The organism is Streptomyces sp. NPDC059534 (assembly GCF_042743475.1).
Taxonomy (GTDB): domain Bacteria; phylum Actinomycetota; class Actinomycetes; order Streptomycetales; family Streptomycetaceae; genus Streptomyces.
The window spans coordinates 254,491-270,328 of sequence record NZ_JBHWAQ010000008.1 but is presented as its reverse complement, the minus strand read 5'-3'; the positions used below and the strand labels follow the sequence as shown (position 1 = coordinate 270,328).

The 15,838-nt window shown below is 73.3% G+C and carries 11 protein-coding genes; 3 read left to right on the top strand and 8 right to left on the bottom strand.

Annotation, left to right across the window (positions count from 1 at the left end):
* The first annotated feature begins 195 nt into the window (after nt 1-195).
* Nucleotides 196-1,815, top strand: a complete 1,620-nt coding sequence (locus tag ACFVZH_RS13280) for a peptide-N4-asparagine amidase (RefSeq protein WP_384896332.1) — start codon at nt 196-198, stop codon at nt 1,813-1,815.
* A gap of 50 nt (nt 1,816-1,865) precedes the next feature.
* Here the strand turns inward: ACFVZH_RS13280 and ACFVZH_RS13275 are convergent, their stop codons facing one another.
* The 3 genes from ACFVZH_RS13275 to ACFVZH_RS13265 all read right to left on the bottom strand — a co-directional run bounded on the left by ACFVZH_RS13275 (nt 1,866) and on the right by ACFVZH_RS13265 (nt 6,985).
* The gene (locus ACFVZH_RS13275) at nt 1,866-3,284 is read right to left on the bottom strand and encodes a Gfo/Idh/MocA family protein (RefSeq protein ID WP_384896330.1); all 1,419 of its coding nucleotides are present in this window, start codon (nt 3,282-3,284) and stop codon (nt 1,866-1,868) included.
* A gap of 244 nt (nt 3,285-3,528) precedes the next feature.
* On the bottom strand, nt 3,529-6,453 hold the full coding sequence (locus ACFVZH_RS13270) for an FAD-binding and (Fe-S)-binding domain-containing protein (RefSeq protein WP_384896328.1): 2,925 nt from the start codon (nt 6,451-6,453) through the stop codon (nt 3,529-3,531).
* Between the two features lie 40 nt (nt 6,454-6,493).
* Nucleotides 6,494-6,985 (bottom strand): MarR family winged helix-turn-helix transcriptional regulator, encoded by a 492-nt coding sequence (locus ACFVZH_RS13265; RefSeq protein WP_384896326.1) that lies wholly within the window; start codon nt 6,983-6,985, stop codon nt 6,494-6,496.
* 90 nt (nt 6,986-7,075) lie between these two features.
* On the opposite strand from ACFVZH_RS13265, the gene ACFVZH_RS13260 reads away from it, so the two are divergent.
* Both ACFVZH_RS13260 and mltG read left to right on the top strand, forming a co-directional pair.
* Nucleotides 7,076-8,995: an ABC transporter ATP-binding protein gene (locus ACFVZH_RS13260; protein ID WP_384896324.1), complete on the top strand. Its 1,920-nt coding sequence runs from the start codon at nt 7,076-7,078 to the stop codon at nt 8,993-8,995.
* Between the two features lie 373 nt (nt 8,996-9,368).
* Entirely contained in the window at nt 9,369-10,211 is an 843-nt protein-coding gene (mltG, locus tag ACFVZH_RS13255) for an endolytic transglycosylase MltG (protein WP_384896406.1), read from the top strand.
* 7 nt (nt 10,212-10,218) lie between these two features.
* On the opposite strand, the gene ACFVZH_RS13250 is transcribed toward mltG, so the two are convergent.
* From ACFVZH_RS13250 to ACFVZH_RS13230, 5 genes are all read right to left on the bottom strand, one after another.
* Nucleotides 10,219-11,286 carry an NAD(P)-binding domain-containing protein gene (locus ACFVZH_RS13250; RefSeq protein ID WP_384896404.1) on the bottom strand — a complete coding sequence of 356 codons (1,068 nt, stop codon included), beginning with the start codon at nt 11,284-11,286 and terminating at the stop codon, nt 10,219-10,221.
* 221 nt (nt 11,287-11,507) lie between these two features.
* Complete coding sequence (locus ACFVZH_RS13245) at nt 11,508-12,719, bottom strand: LLM class flavin-dependent oxidoreductase (protein WP_384896322.1); 1,212 nt, start codon at nt 12,717-12,719, stop codon at nt 11,508-11,510.
* On the bottom strand, nt 12,719-13,750 hold the full coding sequence (locus tag ACFVZH_RS13240) for an ABC transporter substrate-binding protein (protein WP_384896320.1): 1,032 nt from the start codon (nt 13,748-13,750) through the stop codon (nt 12,719-12,721). The genes ACFVZH_RS13245 and ACFVZH_RS13240 overlap by 1 nt, the downstream gene beginning before the upstream one ends.
* Before the next feature lie 169 nt (nt 13,751-13,919).
* The gene (locus ACFVZH_RS13235; RefSeq protein WP_384896318.1) at nt 13,920-14,654 is read right to left on the bottom strand and encodes an ABC transporter ATP-binding protein; all 735 of its coding nucleotides are present in this window, start codon (nt 14,652-14,654) and stop codon (nt 13,920-13,922) included.
* A complete protein-coding gene (locus tag ACFVZH_RS13230) occupies nt 14,627-15,487 on the bottom strand; it encodes an ABC transporter permease (protein WP_384896316.1) in 861 nt (286 codons plus the stop codon). The genes ACFVZH_RS13235 and ACFVZH_RS13230 overlap by 28 nt, the downstream gene beginning before the upstream one ends.
* Nucleotides 15,488-15,838: the final 351 nt, after the last annotated feature.

Sequence of the window (15,838 nt, the reverse complement as noted above, 5' to 3'; positions counted from 1 at the left end):
CCCAGGGTCTCCGGGTGTGTCTGGGGGACCGCGCGCCGGAGGTGTGCGACGGCGGTGCGGCTGGGGGAAACCGTGCAAGGTTCGCTTTTTCGCCGGAGGGCGGCAATCGATTTTCCCCATGAGGGAACAGATCGCGCCATGTCCGCTCATCGTCCTCTGGACCGCGCCGAGGTGACCGCGCTTCACTTCCGCCCCATGAGATCACTCAAGATCATGAGCATGATCAGCGGCCTGATCCTGGCCGCCGGAACCCTGCTCGCCGCCCAGCCGGCCGCCGCCGACGGTCCGAACGGCCCGACGCCCCCGGCCGAGTTCACCACCGACTGGCACGACCCGGTCACCGCCGCGCCGCCCGTCACCACCCCCGGCACCCGCAGCTGCGAGGTCACCCTCGCCGCCGCGCAGTTCCGCGACTTCACCCCGTACCAGGGGAGTTACACCCCGCCCAAGGAGTGCGGCACCCGCTGGAACAAGGTCGTCCTGCGCCTCGAAGGGAACGTGAAGGGCCGCCAGTACGACCGGCTCGGCTACCTCACCGTCGGCGGCGTGGAGATCCTCCGCACCTCCACGCCCCAGCCCTCGCCCGACGGCATCGCCTGGTCCGTCGAGAAGGACGTCACCCGCTACCGCGACACCCTCAGCCGCCCGCAGCCCGTCGAGATGCTCATCGGCAATGTCGTGAACGAGACGTACACCGGCGTCCTGGACGTCCGTGTCACCCTCACCTTCCACACCGCCGAGGGCCGCGTGAGACCCGCCGCCGGCACGCCCGACCGGGTGCTCCCGCTCACCGGCGCCGTCCTCACCGTCCCGCGCAACACCGAACGCGTCCTCGCCGAGGTCTACGCCACCGGTTCGGGCGGCGGCTGCGAGGAGTACTGGTACCTCTCCGTCCCCGACGCCGCCCCGTACTCCTGCCGGGCGGGCGAGGGCCCGCACCGTGAGGTCCGCATCGCCGTGGACGGCCGGCTCGCCGGCATCGCGGCCCCCTTCCCCACGGTCTGGACCGGCGGCTGGTCCAACCCCTTCCTCTGGTACGTCACGCCCGCGCCGCGCGCCTTCGACGTCCAGCCGATCGTCTACGACCTCACCCCCTTCGCCGCCCTCCTCAACGACGGCCGCGCCCACCGCGTCGAGGTCACCGTCGCCGGCGTCCCGGCCGGTCTCGCGGGCTGGTCCACCCCCACCAACGTGCTGCTCTGGCAGGACGAGGGCAGCCGGGTGGTCACCGGCGGGCTCGACCGGCACGAGGAGAGCGCCCCGCGCAACGCGTCGGTGTACTCGGCGGGTTCCGAGGGCGCGACCCCGCACCGGCTCGACACCGAGGCCGCGCACCGGCTGACCGTCGCGGGCCACCTGAACACCTCGCACGGCCGCGTCGCCACCACCGTCGACCGGGCCGTCGCCCACACCTCCGTGCACCGCTGGGGCGAGGGAGAGAACCCGGACGCGTACACCGCGCGCTGGACCGACGACGAGACCGTGACGGCCGGCCGGTCCGTCAGCCGGGTCCACCGCGTCCACACCATGGACGGTGAGACGACGGTCGGCGCGGGCGACCGGCTCCGTACGGTCCTCACCCTGGGGGACCGGGCCGACACCGTGGTCCTCCGTGACGGGCGGCGCGTCTCCTGGTCGCGCCTCGACGACACGTACACCGGCGACGCCACTTACACCACCGGCGTCCCGCGCGACCAGCGGCACGCGGTCGGCACCACGGCCGAGCGCTACCGGCTGTACGGCTCCGCCGGCTGCCACGACCGGAGCCTGACGACCGTTCAGGGCACGGTCACCGAGGACCTGCGGCGCTGCTGACCGGGGCGGTGCCCGGCCCCGGCGGTGGGCCGGGGCCGGGCACCGCGGCCTCAGGCCGGCTTCGCCGAGTCCACGCCCGAGCGCGCCTTGCTCCACTCCCCGCGCGTGAAGTCGGGGATCTCCTGCGGCGCGCCCTTGGCCTTGATCGACGCGTGGCTCAGCGGCACCGGGGCCGTCCAGGTGGCGGCGTCGTACACGTCGAAGTCCGGCGGAAGTCCCAGCTGGAGGCACTGCATCAGCCGGTAGACCATGATGTAGTCCATCCCGCCGTGGCCGCCCGGCGGGTTGGCGTGTTCCTTCCAGAGCCAGTGGTCGTACTCGGCGGCGTAGGCCGAGAAGTCGCCCCACTGGTCGTCCTTGTGGTCCGGCTCCAGATAGATCCGGGCGGGGTAGTCCTCGAAGACCCCCCGGGTACCGCCCAGGCTGTTGATCCGGCTGTACGGGTGCGGGGTGGAGACGTCGTGCTCGAGCCGGATCACCCGGCCCTTGGCCGTCTGGACCACGCTGATCGTCCGGTCGCTCTCGATGTACGTCTCCTTCCAGCTCGGGTCACCGGCCGGCATGTGCTCCTTGCGGTACTCGGCGAGCCCGAGCGCCGGGGTGCCGAAGCTGCTGATGCTGACGACCCGGTCACCGCGGTTGACGTCCATGTAGTTGGCGACCGGACCGAAGCCGTGGTTGGGGTAGAGGTCGCCGCGCAGCCGCGTGTGCCACAGCCGGCGCCAGGGCCCCTCGTAGTACGTCGGCGAGAACATCAGGGCGCGCAGGTCGTGGTTGTACGCACCGGCCCCGTGCAGCAGATCGCCGAACCTGCCGGCGTGCGCCATCCGCAGGACCCGCATCTCGTTCCGCCCGTAGCAGCAGTTCTCCAGCTGCATGCAGTGCCGGCGGGTCTGCTCCGACAGGTCGACCAGGGACCACAGCTCCTCCAGCCGCATCGCGACCGGACACTCCACGCCGACGTGCTTGCCGTTCAGCATCGCCGCCCGGGCGATCGCGTAGTGGCTGTCCCAGGGGGTGGCCACGTGGACGAAGTCGACGTCCGTGCGGGCGCAGAGGTTCTCGTAGTCCTCCTCGCCGTTGGTGTAGACGGCGGGGGCGGGCTGTCCGGCGGCGACCACCTTGGCGGTGGCCCGCTCGGCCTTCTCGCGCACCGGGTCGCAGACGGCGACCACCCGCACCCAGGGGAGGGCGAGGTAGAGGCCGATCATGGCGTTGCCCCGGTTGCCGAGCCCGATGAGGCCGACGCGGACCGTGGAGCGGCCCTCGAAGGGGACCCCGGCCATGGTGGCGCCGAGGCGCCGCGCCGCCGCGGCGGTGTCGGGGGCGGCCGGTGCCACGGGTGTGGTCGCGGGTGTGGACGCGGCGGCCGACTGGGCGGCGGTGATGCCGATGCCCGTCCCGGCCGCCGCCGCGGTGCTCCTGAGCACCTTGCGGCGGCTCGGAGTGCGCGGTGTCCGCTCGTTCATGGAACCTCCCGGAGCTGTGTGCACGGCTGATTCATGAATCCCGCACAGGCCCCTGGCCCCGGTGGCCGATGGTGCGCAAGGGCGCCGACAGGACTCTTGCGACGGGTGGTTGGACTGTACTGTTCCGGATATCGCACCGGGCCGTAGCGGACAGCGACGATCACCCGAACATACGAAGGGCCCCTCACCACGGGGGGTGAGGGGCCCTTCGGCCGGGCCGATCCGGCCGCGGGACGACGGACGGTCAGGGGCGTGTCGCGCGTTCCAGGGTCAGCAGCACCGACTGGTAGCCGCGCCCCGTCGCCCGGTCCATCCCGATCTCGCACATGCGGTTGGCCGACAGGTGGACGTCGAACGGGCGGGCCGTGACCTCGGCCGCCTCACGGGCCGTCGCCGAGGCGGTCAGCTCCGGATGCAGCATGCCCCGGTCGCCCGCGAAGGCGCAGCAGCCCGCGTCGACCGGGACCACGACCTCCTCCGCGCAGGCCCCGGCCAGCTCCGTCAGCTTCTCCTCGTCGCCCAGATGCCGCATCGAGCAGGTCGGATGGACCACGGCGGACGCCACCCGGCGGCGTACGTCGAGCCGGGGGAGCAGCTCGTCCGCCGCCCATACCAGCGAGTCGACCACGGTCAGTTCGGCGTGCAGCCCCAGGTTGTCCTCCGTCAGGTACGGCACCACCTCGTGGGCGATGCCGAGGGTGCACGAGGAGGCGTCCACGACGAGCGGCAGCGTCCCGCCGGCCGTCCACCCCCACGCGGCCTCGACGATCCGGTTGGCCATCACCTCGTTGCCCCGCTCGTACCCCTTCGAGTGCCAGATGGTGGCGCAGCACGTACCGGCCACGTCGTCCGGGATCCACACCGGCTTCCCGGCCCGCGCCGACACCGCGACGACGGCCTCCGGGAGCGAGGGGCCCTCGTGGCCGTCGGGCCCGCCGAAGATGCGGTTCACACAGGCGGGGTAGTAGACGGCGACGGCCGCCGGGCGGTGGGTGCGGGGCAGCCGCCGGGCCGCCGCGCCGGGGATCTCCGGCAGCCACTCCGGTACGAGGTCGGGGCGGACCGCCCGGCGCGCCAGGCCCGTCACCGACTCCAGGACCCGGTCGCCGATCCGGTCGGCGGCGGCCACCGCGAGCCGCGCGGACGCCTCCACCGCGCGGAAGTTCCGCGCGGCCAGGGCGGCGATCCGCTCCTCGCGGGGCGAGTGCCGCTGGTGCCGGAACTCCTTCATCAGCGCGCCGGTGTCGATCCCGACCGGGCAGGCCAGCTTGCAGGTGGAGTCGCCGGCGCAGGTGTCGACGGCGTCGTAGCCGTACGACTCCAGGAGGCGTGCCTCGACGGGGGAGTCGTCGGCCTGGCGCATCATCTCCCGGCGGAGCACGATCCGCTGGCGCGGAGTGGTCGTCAGGTCGTGGCTGGGGCAGGTCGGTTCGCAGAAGCCGCACTCGATGCAGGGGTCGGCGATCCGCTCCACGGTCGGGATCGTCTTGAGGCCGCGCAGATGGGCGTGCGGGTCGCGGTCCAGGACGATCCGCGGGGCGAGCACCCCGTCCGGGTCGATGGCCTCCTTGACCCGCCACATCAGCTCGGTCGCCCGTGTCCCCCACTCCAGCTCCAGGAAGGGCGCGATGTTGCGGCCGGTGGCGTGCTCGGCCTTCAGCGAGCCGTCGAAGCGCTCCACGGTGAGCTTGCAGAACTCGTCCATGAAGGCCGCGTACCGCTCGACGTCGGAGGGGTCGGCCGCGTCGAAGGCGAGGAGGAAGTGGAGGTTGCCGTGGGCCGCGTGACCGGCGACGGCCGCGTCGAAGCCGTGCCGGGACTGGAGGTCGAGCAGTGCGGCGCACGCCTCCGCGAGGCGGTCCGGCGGGACCGCGAAGTCCTCGGTGATCAGGGTCGTCCCGGAGGGGCGCGAGCCGCCGACCGCCGTCACGAACGCCTTGCGGGCCCTCCAGTACCCGGAGATCGTCCCCGGGTCGCGGGTGAAGGCGTTCGCCACCGAGGGCACCGGGGCGACCAGGTCGAGTCCGGCGAGGACGGTCTCGGCCGCCCGCTCGTACGCCTCCCGGGCCGGCTCGTCCGGGGCCCGGAACTCCACCAGGAGCGCCGCCGTCTCCTTGGGCAGGTCCGCCCAGTCGGCGGGCACGCCCTCGACGCTCACCGAGGCCCGCAGGGTGTTGCCGTCCATCAGCTCGACGGCGAGCGCCCCCGCCTCGTTGAACAGGGGCACCGCCGCCGCGGCGGCCGGGAGCGAGGGGAAGAAGAGCAGGGCGGTGGAGACCGCGCGGTCCAGCGGCAGGGTGTCGAAGACGACCTCGGAGATGAAGCCGAAGGTGCCCTCGGAACCGACCATGAGGCCCCGCAGGATCTCCGCGGGCGTGGCGCCGTCGAGGAAGGCGTCGAGCCGGTAGCCGTTGGTGTTCTTGATGGCGTACTTGGCCCGGATCCGGGCCGGGAGTTCCGGGTCGGCCTCGATCTCGGCCTTCATTGCGAGGAGCTCCGCGCACAGCCTCGGCTCGGCGCGGGCGAGCTGTTCGTCGGCGTCCGGGTCCCCGGTGTCGACGACGGTGCCGCTCGGCAGCACGAAGGTGAGGGACGAGACGGTCCGGTACGAGTTCCTGGTCGTCCCGGCCGTCATGCCCGAGGCGTTGTTGGCGACGACCCCGCCGATCGTGCAGGCGATCGCGCTGGCCGGATCGGGCCCGAGCACCCGCCCGTGCGGGGCGAGCGCCGCGTTGGCCCGGACGACGGTGGTGCCGGGCCGGACGCGGACCCGGGCGCCGTCGTCGAGCACCTCGACGCCGACCCAGTGGCGGCGGACGTCGACGAGGATGTCCTCGCCCTGCGCCTGGCCGTTCAGGCTGGTCCCGGCGGCCCGGAAGACGACTTCGCGGCCCTTGCCGTGCGCGTAGGACAGGATCGTGGAGATGTCGTCGATGTCCTCGGCGACCACGACGACCTGCGGCACGAAGCGGTACGGGCTCGCGTCCGAGGCGTACCGCACGAGGTCGGAGATCTTCGACAAAACCTTCTCCGGGCCGAGGAGCTCGGTCAGCTCCTCGCGCAGCCGCCGTGGCGTGCCACGCGCGTGGAGCTCCGGGACCCGGTCCGGCGCCGGAGTCCGCTTCGTCGCGGGGCGGAGGGCCTGCGGGTTCGGCTCCAGCAGCGGCATGTCACGGCTCCCCTTCGGCGCGTCCCCGCGCCCGGTGGGATCAGCAGCCGCTCTCCGGGCCGTGGTCGACCAGGGCGGACAGCAGACCTCCGAGCACCTCGCGCTGTTCGACAGTCAATGGAGCAAGGATGTCCTCTGCGGCCGCCCGGCGCGCGCTGCGCAGCTCCCGCAGCGTGGCGCGGCCGGTGTCGGTGAGCTCGATCCGTATGACCCGGCGGTTGCTCGGGTCGGGCACCCGGCGCACCCGGTCGCCCGCCTCCAGGCCGTCGACGAGACTGGTCACGGCCCTGGGGACGACTTCGAGGCGGGCGGCGAGGTCGGCCATCCGGGGCGGTTCGCCGAAGTGCGCGACCGTGCGCAGCAGCCGGGACTGCGCGGGGGTGATGCCGACCGGCTCCAGGTGGCGCTTCTGGATGCGGTGCAGGCGGCGGGTGAGCCGCAGCAGCTGCTCGGCGAGGATCCCGTCGGCGTCGGGTCCGCCCGGCCCCTCGCTCCTACGGTCGGCCGCGCTCGTACGGTCGGAGGTGGTCATGTGGGAACAATATCAGGACCTGGTTCATTGTGAGTGTAGGTAACAATGAGCTATGCTCTGCTCGAATCGCCTCATTTCCCGAAGGAGCCCATGCGCCCCCACGACCAGTCCGACTGGACGCCCCCGTCCCGTGACTCCACCCGGCCGAAGGAGCCCGCCCAGGTGCGGCGCATCCTGCGGCTCTTCCGTCCCTACCGCGCGCGCCTCGCGCTCGTCGGCCTCCTGGTCGGCGCCGCCTCGCTCGTCTCGGTCGCCTCGCCGTTCCTGCTCAGGGAGCTCCTGGACGTCGCGATCCCGCAGGGCCGCACCGGGCTGCTGAGCCTGCTCGCCCTGGGCATGATCGCCACCGCCGTGCTGAACGGCGTGTTCGGAGTGCTCCAGACCCTGATCTCCACCACCGTCGGCCAGCGCGTCATGCACGACCTGCGCACCGGGGTGTACGAACAGCTCCAGCGGATGCCGCTCGCCTTCTTCACGCGCACCCGCACCGGCGAGGTCCAGTCCCGCATCGCCAACGACATCGGCGGCATGCAGGCGACCGTCACCTCGACGGCCACCTCGCTCGTCTCCAACCTCACCGCCGTCATCGCGACCGTGGTCGCCATGCTCGCCCTCGACTGGCGCCTCACCCTCGTCTCGCTGCTCCTGCTGCCCGTCTTCGTCTGGATCAGCCGGCGGGTCGGCCGCGAGCGCAAGCGGATCACCACCCAGCGCCAGAAGCAGATGGCCGCCATGGCCGCGACCGTCACCGAGTCCCTCTCGGTCAGCGGCATCCTGCTGGGCCGCACCATGGGCCGCGCCGACTCCCTCACCCAGTCCTTCGCCGAGGAGTCCGAGCGCCTCGTCGACCTCGAAGTGCGCTCCTCCATGGCCGGACGCTGGCGCATGTCCACCATCAGCATCGTCATGGCCGCCATGCCCGCCCTGGTCTACTGGGCCGCCGGCATCGCGCTCGGCCCGGGCGGCGCCACGATCTCGCTCGGCACGCTCGTCGCCTTCGTCACGCTCCAGCAGGGCCTCTTCCGGCCGGCCGTGAGCCTGCTCTCCACCGGCGTGCAGATGCAGACCTCCCTCGCGCTCTTCCAGCGCATCTTCGAGTACCTCGATCTGCCCGTCGACATCGCCGAACCCGCCGAGCCGGTCCGGCTCCCGCGCATCCGCGGCGAGGTCGCCTTCGAGAAGGTCGAGTTCCGCTACGACCCGGAGGCGCCGGGCCGCGCCACCCTCGAGGCGGTCGACCTGACCGTCCCCGCCGGGAGCAGCCTGGCCGTCGTCGGCCCCACCGGCTCCGGCAAGTCCACCCTGAGCTACCTGGTGCCCCGGCTGTACGACGTCACCGGAGGGCGGGTCGCCCTCGACGGCGTCGACGTGCGCGACCTGGACTTCGACACGCTCGCCCGCGCGGTCGGCGTCGTCTCCCAGGAGACGTACCTCTTCCACGCCTCCGTCGCGGACAACCTCCGCTTCGCCAAGCCGGACGCCACCGACGAGGAGATCGAGGCCGCCGCGCGCGCCGCCCAGATCCACGACCACATCGCCTCGCTCCCCGACGGGTACGACACCCTGGTCGGCGAGCGCGGCTACCGGTTCTCCGGCGGCGAGAAGCAGCGCCTGGCCATCGCGCGCACCATCCTGCGCGACCCGCCCGTGCTCATCCTCGACGAGGCGACCAGCGCCCTCGACACCCGGACGGAGCACGCGGTGCAGCAGGCCATCGACGCCCTGTCGGAGGGCCGCACCACCATCACCATCGCCCACCGGCTCTCCACCGTCCGCGACGCCGACCAGATCGTCGTCCTGGAGGCGGGCCGGATCGCCGAGCGCGGGACGCACGAGGAGCTGCTCGCGCGGGACGGGCGCTACGCGGCCCTGGTCCGCAGGGACGCCCGGACGGCCGACGCCTCGGCCGGGACTTCGGCCGGAGCCCCGTCCGAAGCCCCCTCCGGAGCTCCGGCCGAAGCCGGAGGCGAACAAACGAACGTGGGAGCGGTTGTTCCCCAGAACGTGTGATCGTTTCGGGAGATCGTTGCCCGACTCCCGTACGGCGTCGGAAGATTACGGAGTGCGAGCGACGTGCTGCAGACCGCGATCGCACCGTCCCACTGATGCACCTGTACGAGGAGAAGCACCACCATGAACGTCATCACCAACCTGCTCGCCGGCGTCCTCCACTTCCTGGGCTGGCTCGTCTGACGATCGCAGTGCCCGGCGCCGCCGGTTCCCCGTCCCAGGGAACCGGCGGCGCCGCCGCGTGCGCGGGTTCCCCGGATTTTCGTACCGGCCGGGTTAGCGTGCGGCCATGACGTACCGGTCGCCCTCCCCGTACGCACCCCCGCGCGGTGCCCGCCGCGCACTGCCCGCGCTGGGCCGCCGCCGTCCCGCGCTGCCCCGGCCGCCCCGGCGCGGCCGACGCCCCCGGCTCACCCGGCGCGGCCGCCTCGCCCTGCTCCTCGGAGCCGTCCTCGCCGTGGCCGGCGCGATCACCGTCCCCCTGCTGCTCACCCCCGACGAACCGGCCGCCGAACAGCCCCGCATGCTGCTCGTCCCCGAGGGCCGGCGGGCCGGCCAGGTGTACACGGCCGTCGACCGGGCCCTCGGCCTGCCCGACGGAACCGCGCGGAAGACCGCGACCGCGCCCGGCACCGCCCTGTCACTCCCCGCCGAGGCCGGCGGCAACCCCGAGGGCTACCTCTTCCCCGCGACCTACCCGGTGTTCGCCGCCACCAGGCCGGAGGGGCTGCTCCGCGCCATGGCGGACACCGCCTCACGGCGCTTCGGGTCGGCGAAGATCGCCGAGGGGGCGCGGGCGCACGGGCTGAGCGTCTACCAGACGGTGATCGCGGCCAGCATCGTCCAGGCCGAGGCCGACAACCCCGAGGACATGGCCAAGGTCGCCCGGGTCGTCCACAACCGGCTCGCCCGGGGCATGGCCCTCCAGATGGACTCGACGCTCAACTACGCGATGGGCCGCAGCACCGTGGACACGACGTACGAGGACACCCGGAACACGAGCCCGTACAACACCTACGAGCGCAAGGGACTCCCGCCGACCCCGATCGGCAATCCCGGGGACCAGGCAATGGACGCCGTCATCCGTCCGGCGGACGGCGACTGGCTCTACTTCGTCACGGTCGCCCCCGGGGACACCCGCTTCACGGCCGACTACGCGGCCCACCTGGAGAACGTGGCCGAGTTCAACGCCAACCGGAGCACCGCGAAGCAGTGAGGTGGTCTCACCCGGCGGCGACGCCGGCCGGCTCGCGGCCGAGGAGGCGGCGGATGCCGGAGACGGCCGCGCGGCCGGCCCGGTTGGCACCGATCGTCGAGGCGGACGGGCCGTAGCCGACGAGGTGGACGCGCTCGTCGCGCACCGCCCGCGTTCCCTCGACCCGGATGCCGCCGCCCGGCTCCCGCAGCCGCAGCGGTGTCAGGTGGTCGATCGCCGCCCGGAAGCCGGTCGCCCACAGGATCACGTCCACGTCGGCGGTCCGGCCGTCGTCCCAGGCCACCCCGGTCGGGGTGATCCGGTCGAACATCGGCAGGCGGTCCAGAATGCCGCGCTCGCGCGCGGCGCGGATCGCGTCGTTGAGCGGGAGCCCGGTGACCGACACGACGCTCCGCGGTGGCAGGCCGAGCCGGACGCGTTCCTCGACGAGTGCGACGGCGGCCCGCCCCTCCGCCTCCCCGAAGGGCCCCTCGCGGTAGACCGGCTCGCGCCGGGTCACCCAGGTCGTACCGGCGGCGACCTCGGCGATCTCCATCAGATGCTGGGTACCGGAGGCGCCGCCCCCGACGACGAGCACCCGCTTCCCCGCGAACTCCGCCGGGCCCGGATAGCCGGAGGTGTGCAGCTGACGCCCCCGGAAGGTCTCCTGGCCCGGATAGCGCGGCCAGAACGGGCGGTCCCAGGTGCCGGTGGCGTTGATCAGCGCACGGGTGGCGTACACCCCCTCCGAGGTATCCACCCGCAGCCGCCCGCCGTCGCCCTCCCGGACGGCGGTGACGTCCACGGGCCGGTGGACGCGCAGGTCGAAGGTCCGCTCGTACGTGTCGAAGTACGCGCCGATCACCTCCGAGGACGGGCGCGCGGGATCGGCGCCCGTCAGCTCCATGCCGGGCAGCGCGTGCATGCCGTGCACCTTGCCGTACGTGAGGGACGGCCAGCGGAACTGCCAGGCACCGCCGGGGTGCGGGGCGTGGTCGAGGACGACGAAGTCGCGGTCCGGTTCCAGGCCGGCGCGCCGCAGGTGGAAGGCGGCCGAGAGGCCCGCCTGCCCGGCGCCGATGACGACGACGTCCACCGTCCGGGAGGCGCTGCCTCCGGTGGCCGTGGCGAGCGCGGCGGCCTCGTCGAGCGCGGTGGGCTCCGCAGCCTCTCCGCGCGCGGCGGGCTCCGCGACCATTTCGAGCGCGGCGACCTCTCCGCCCTCCGCGCCCTCTTCGACCTCGAAATCGTTCACGTTTCTACCAACCGGGGTGGGGGCGCGGATCTTCCCGCACCCCCACCCCGCCCCGGCGCGGCCTACCGCCCGCCGGGCACCAGCAGCGGCGCGCCGCCCGGGGCGGAGGCCGGGCGGCCGTTCACCGCCGGGACGCCCAGCAGCGGGGAGGCCGGGACCCGCGGCAGCAGCCCGCGCGCGGCGAGCTCGGGCGTCACGCCTTCGCCGAACCAGTACGCCTCTTCCAGATGCGGGTAACCCGACAGCACGAAGTGCTCCACGCCCAGGTCGTGGTACTCCTCGATCCGGTCCGCGACATCGGCGTGACTGCCGACGAGTGCGGTCCCGGCCCCGCCCCGTACCAAGCCCACCCCGGCCCACAGGTTCGGCGAGATCTCCAGCTTGTCCCGGTCGAGCGAGCCCCCGCGGTGGAGGGCCAGCATCCGCTGCTGGCCGACGGACTCGCTGCGGCCGAGGAGCTCCTGCGCGGAGGCGACCGTCTCGGTGTCGAGGTCGGAGAGCAGCCGGTCGGCCGTCGCCCACGCCTCCCGCGCCGAGTCGCGCGAGATGGTGTGCAGCCGGATGCCGAACCGGACCGTCCGGCCGCGCTCCTCCGCGAGCCCCCGGATCCAGTCGATCTTCTCCTTCACCTGCCAGGGCGGCTCGCCCCAGGTGAGGTAGACGTCCGCGTGCTCCGCCGCCACCGGTCCGGCCGCCTCGGAGGAGCCGCCGAAGAAGATCTCGGGCAACGGGTCCGGCGGCAGCGCCGTGAGCCCGCCCTCGATACGGAAGTGCTCACCCTCGAAGTCGAACGGCCGGCCGCCCCAGGCACCCCGCACGACCGAGAGGAACTCGGCCGTCCGCGCGTACCGCCGGTCGTGGTCGAGATGGTCGCCGAACCGGCGCTGCTCGGCCGAATCACCGCCGGTCACCACGTTGAGGAGCAGCCGGCCACGGGTGATCCGCTGGTACGTGGACGCCATCTGGGCCGCGAGGACCGGGGAGATCACCCCGGGCCGGAACGCCACCAGGAACTTCAGCCGCTCGGTGTGCTGGGCGAGGGCGACGGTGGTCAGCCAGGCGTCCTCGCACCAGGTCCCCGTCGGCGTCAGGACCGCTTCGAAGCCCAGCTGCTCGGCGGCCTTGGCGATCTGGACCAGGTAGTCGATGTCGGGCGCGCGCACACCGGACACGGTCCGGTTCCGGGTGATTCCGCCGTCCGTGTAGGCGTGCCGGTCGACGAGGGTGCGGCCGTCGCCGCCGGTCGGGAGGAACCAGTGCAGGTGGACGGTCATCAGTGGGCCTTTCCGTAACTGCGCGCCGGGGTGGTCGACGGCGGCAGGTCCTTGTTGAAGCGGGGGTCGACGAAGTCGGCGAACCGGAAGGTGCGGGGGATCAGCCCGAGGCGGGCGAAGGTGTCGGCGATCCGCTGCTCGGAGGCGACGGCCGCGTCGTCGAGGGCCACCGGGATGCGGGTGCCGTTGCTGCGCTTCACGGCGGCGAGGGCCACCTCGTACGGCAGTCCCGTCTCCTTCGCCCAGACCTTCGCCCAGACGTCGGGGTGGCCGAAGACCCACTCCTGGGCGCGCCGCAGCCGCTCGACGTAGTCGCCGATCGCCGCGGCCTTCTCCTTGTCGGCGAGCGCGGCGGGGGCGGCGACCTGGAAGCCGAGGCCGTTCACGATCCCGCGGCCGTCGGTCAGCACCCGGCCCCGCCCGCCTTCCAGGACCTGGGAGGTGTACGGGTCCCAGACCGCCCAGGCGTCCACCTTGCCGCTGGTGAAGGCGGCCAGGGCGTCGGCCGGCTGGAGCAGGGTGGGCCGGATGTCGCCGAGGGTGAGCCCGGCCTTCGCGAGCGAGGCGATGAGCTGGAAGTGGGCCGAACTGCCCTGGGCGACGGCGACCTTCTTCCCCTTCAGGTCGCGGACGGTCCGCAGCGGGGAGTCCTTGGGGACGAGGATCGTCTCGCCCGCCGAGTCGCTGTGGGTGGCGGCGATCACGGTGATCTTCGAGGAGGCGCCGGCGGCGAAGACCGGCGGGGTGTTGCCGACGCCTCCGATGTCGACGGCCCCGGCGTTGACGGCTTCGAGCAGGGGTGGGCCGGAGGTGAACGTCGACCATGTGACGCGGTAGGGCAGGTCGTCGAGCTCACCCGCGGCGCGCAGGACGGCCTCCGCGCCGCCCTTCTGGTCGCCGACGCGCAGGACGAGAGTCCCCTTGCCGTCGGAGTTCGAGGTCTCCCCGGCCGCGGAGACACCGGAGCAGGCCGAGACGAGGAGCGCGAGGGGCACCAACAGTGCCGCGGGGGACAGGCGGAGGGACTTCATGGGTTCTCTCCTCGGGGAGGGGCGGGAGGGGACGGGGCGAGGCGGAGGCGGGGCGGGCGGGACGGCGTGGGGCGGAGGCAGGGCGGGACGGGAGGGGGCGGTGGGGACAGGGACGAGGCGGGCCGGGGCGGTGGGGGACAGGAGTGGGTCGGGGCCGGACGCGCGCTGGTCAGGCGACCGTGGAGGACGCGAACTCGCCCTCCGTGACGCCGAGTTCGGCCAGGAGGCGGGTACGGAGCGCGGCGAGTTCCGGATCGCCGGGCGAGCGGGGCCGGTCGAGGGCGACGGGGGTGTCGTACGCGATGACGCCGTCCCGCATCACCAGGGCGCGGTCCGCGAGCAGCAGCGCCTCGTCCACGTCGTGGGTGACGAGCAGGACCGTGCAGCCGCGCCGCTGCCACAACTCCGCCACCAGGCGCTGGGCCTTGATCCGGGTGAGGGCGTCGAGCGCGCCGAACGGCTCGTCGAGCAGGAGCAGATCGGGGTCCCGTACCAACGCCCGTGCGAGAGAGGCGCGTTGGGCCTCGCCGCCGGAGAGGGTCTTCGGCCACGCCCCGGAGCGGTGGCCGAGCCCGACCTCCTCCAGGGCCTTCTCCGCGACCGCGCGGCCCGGCTTGCCGGGCAGTCCCAGGAGGACGTTGCGCCAGACCCGCTTCCATGGCATCAGGCGCGGTGCCTGGAACGCCACGGCCCGGCGGCGCGGGACGAGGACGGTGCCGGAGATCTCCCGGTCGAGACCCGCGAGAACGCGCAGGAGGGTGGACTTCCCGCAGCCGCTGTGGCCGAGGAGGGCGGTGAACTGCCCGGCCCGCAGGGTCAGATCGAGCCCGTCGACGACCGGACGTCCGTCGAAGGAACGGGTGAGACCCTGGACGGTCACTGCCCGGTGAAGGTCGGTCGCCATTGCAGCAGCAGCCTTTCGAGAGAGCGGACGACGGCGTCGGCGAGCAGGCCGAGGAAGGCGTAGACGACCAGGCAGACGACGATCACGTCGGTACGGAAGAACTCCCGCGCCTGATTCATCAGGAAGCCGATCCCGGCGTCGGCGTTGATCGACTCCCCGAAGACCAGCGCGAGCCAGGCGGTGGCGAGCGAGTAGCGCAGCCCGGTCATGGCCCCCGGCAGGGCGCCCGGCAGGACGACGTGCCGGACCAGACCCCACCGCCCGAGCCCCAACGACTCACCGGCCTCCACGAGTCGGGCGTCCACACCCCGGATCCCGGCGTACACGTTCAGATAGAGGTGGAACGCGACCCCGAGGGCGATCAGCGCCACCTTGGGCGCCTCGCCGATGCCCAGCCAGATGATGAAGAGCGGGATGAGGCCCACCCAGGGCACCGTCCGCAGCATCTGCACGGGCGCGTCGACGAGGTCCTCGCCGAGCCGCGACAGCCCCGACACCAGGGCGAGCGAGACCCCCACGACGCCGCCGATCAGCAGTCCCACGGCGACCCGCCACAGGGAGACGCCCATCGCGGTCGGCAGCGTCCCGTCCGCGATCAGCCCGCCGCCGGCCCGGGCGATGGTCCCCGGCGAGGCCAGCGCGTCGGCGGGGAGGACGCCCGTCGAACTGAGGATCTGCCACAGCGCGAGCAGTGCCACCGGCCCGATGCCCCGGCGCAGCCAGCGCGGAACGGCGGGGCCGCGCCCGGACCCCCGGGCGGGAACGAGCGACTCGACATCCGGCAAAGGCGATATGTCGGGCGGTGAGGCGGGTGGGGCATGGTCGACCGTCATGGCGGGGCTCCGGGTCTCTGGGGGAGAGCGGGGTGGAGGTACGCCTCAGCGCCCGTGGGCGCGGGAGAAGCACGCGCGCACGGCGGTCAGGGCGTCAGGAGGCGATGCGGGTGAGAGGGCGTCAGCAGCCGCGGCGACACGCGGCGGAGGCCACCCGCAGCAGGTCGATGTGACCGCGCGAGGTGAGCAGGGCTGTACGCAACATGGCGCGAAGGTAGCGGCCGTCACCCGTCGGGTCAACGGCCGTCTCGGAGCGTGGACCCGCGCACGTGGCCGAATCCCCTCTTGCGGCCAGGGACGACAAGGCGGCGAGGCGCGGCTCCGGGCGCCGCCGGCCCGGCCGGAACGACA

What these genes read in the sequence shown, in the direction of transcription:
- ACFVZH_RS13280 (WP_384896332.1), top strand. Translation starts at nt 196, where the DNA reads ATGAGATCACTCAAGATCATGAGCATGATCAGCGGCCTGATCCTGGCC.
- ACFVZH_RS13275 (WP_384896330.1), bottom strand. Translation starts at nt 3,284, where the DNA reads ATGAACGAGCGGACACCGCGCACTCCGAGCCGCCGCAAGGTGCTCAGG.
- ACFVZH_RS13270 (WP_384896328.1), bottom strand. Translation starts at nt 6,453, where the DNA reads ATGCCGCTGCTGGAGCCGAACCCGCAGGCCCTCCGCCCCGCGACGAAG.
- ACFVZH_RS13265 (WP_384896326.1), bottom strand. Translation starts at nt 6,985, where the DNA reads ATGACCACCTCCGACCGTACGAGCGCGGCCGACCGTAGGAGCGAGGGG.
- ACFVZH_RS13260 (WP_384896324.1), top strand. Translation starts at nt 7,076, where the DNA reads ATGCGCCCCCACGACCAGTCCGACTGGACGCCCCCGTCCCGTGACTCC.
- ACFVZH_RS13245 (WP_384896322.1), bottom strand. Translation starts at nt 12,719, where the DNA reads ATGACCGTCCACCTGCACTGGTTCCTCCCGACCGGCGGCGACGGCCGC.
- ACFVZH_RS13240 (WP_384896320.1), bottom strand. Translation starts at nt 13,750, where the DNA reads ATGAAGTCCCTCCGCCTGTCCCCCGCGGCACTGTTGGTGCCCCTCGCG.
- ACFVZH_RS13235 (WP_384896318.1), bottom strand. Translation starts at nt 14,654, where the DNA reads ATGGCGACCGACCTTCACCGGGCAGTGACCGTCCAGGGTCTCACCCGT.
- ACFVZH_RS13230 (WP_384896316.1), bottom strand. Translation starts at nt 15,487, where the DNA reads ATGACGGTCGACCATGCCCCACCCGCCTCACCGCCCGACATATCGCCT.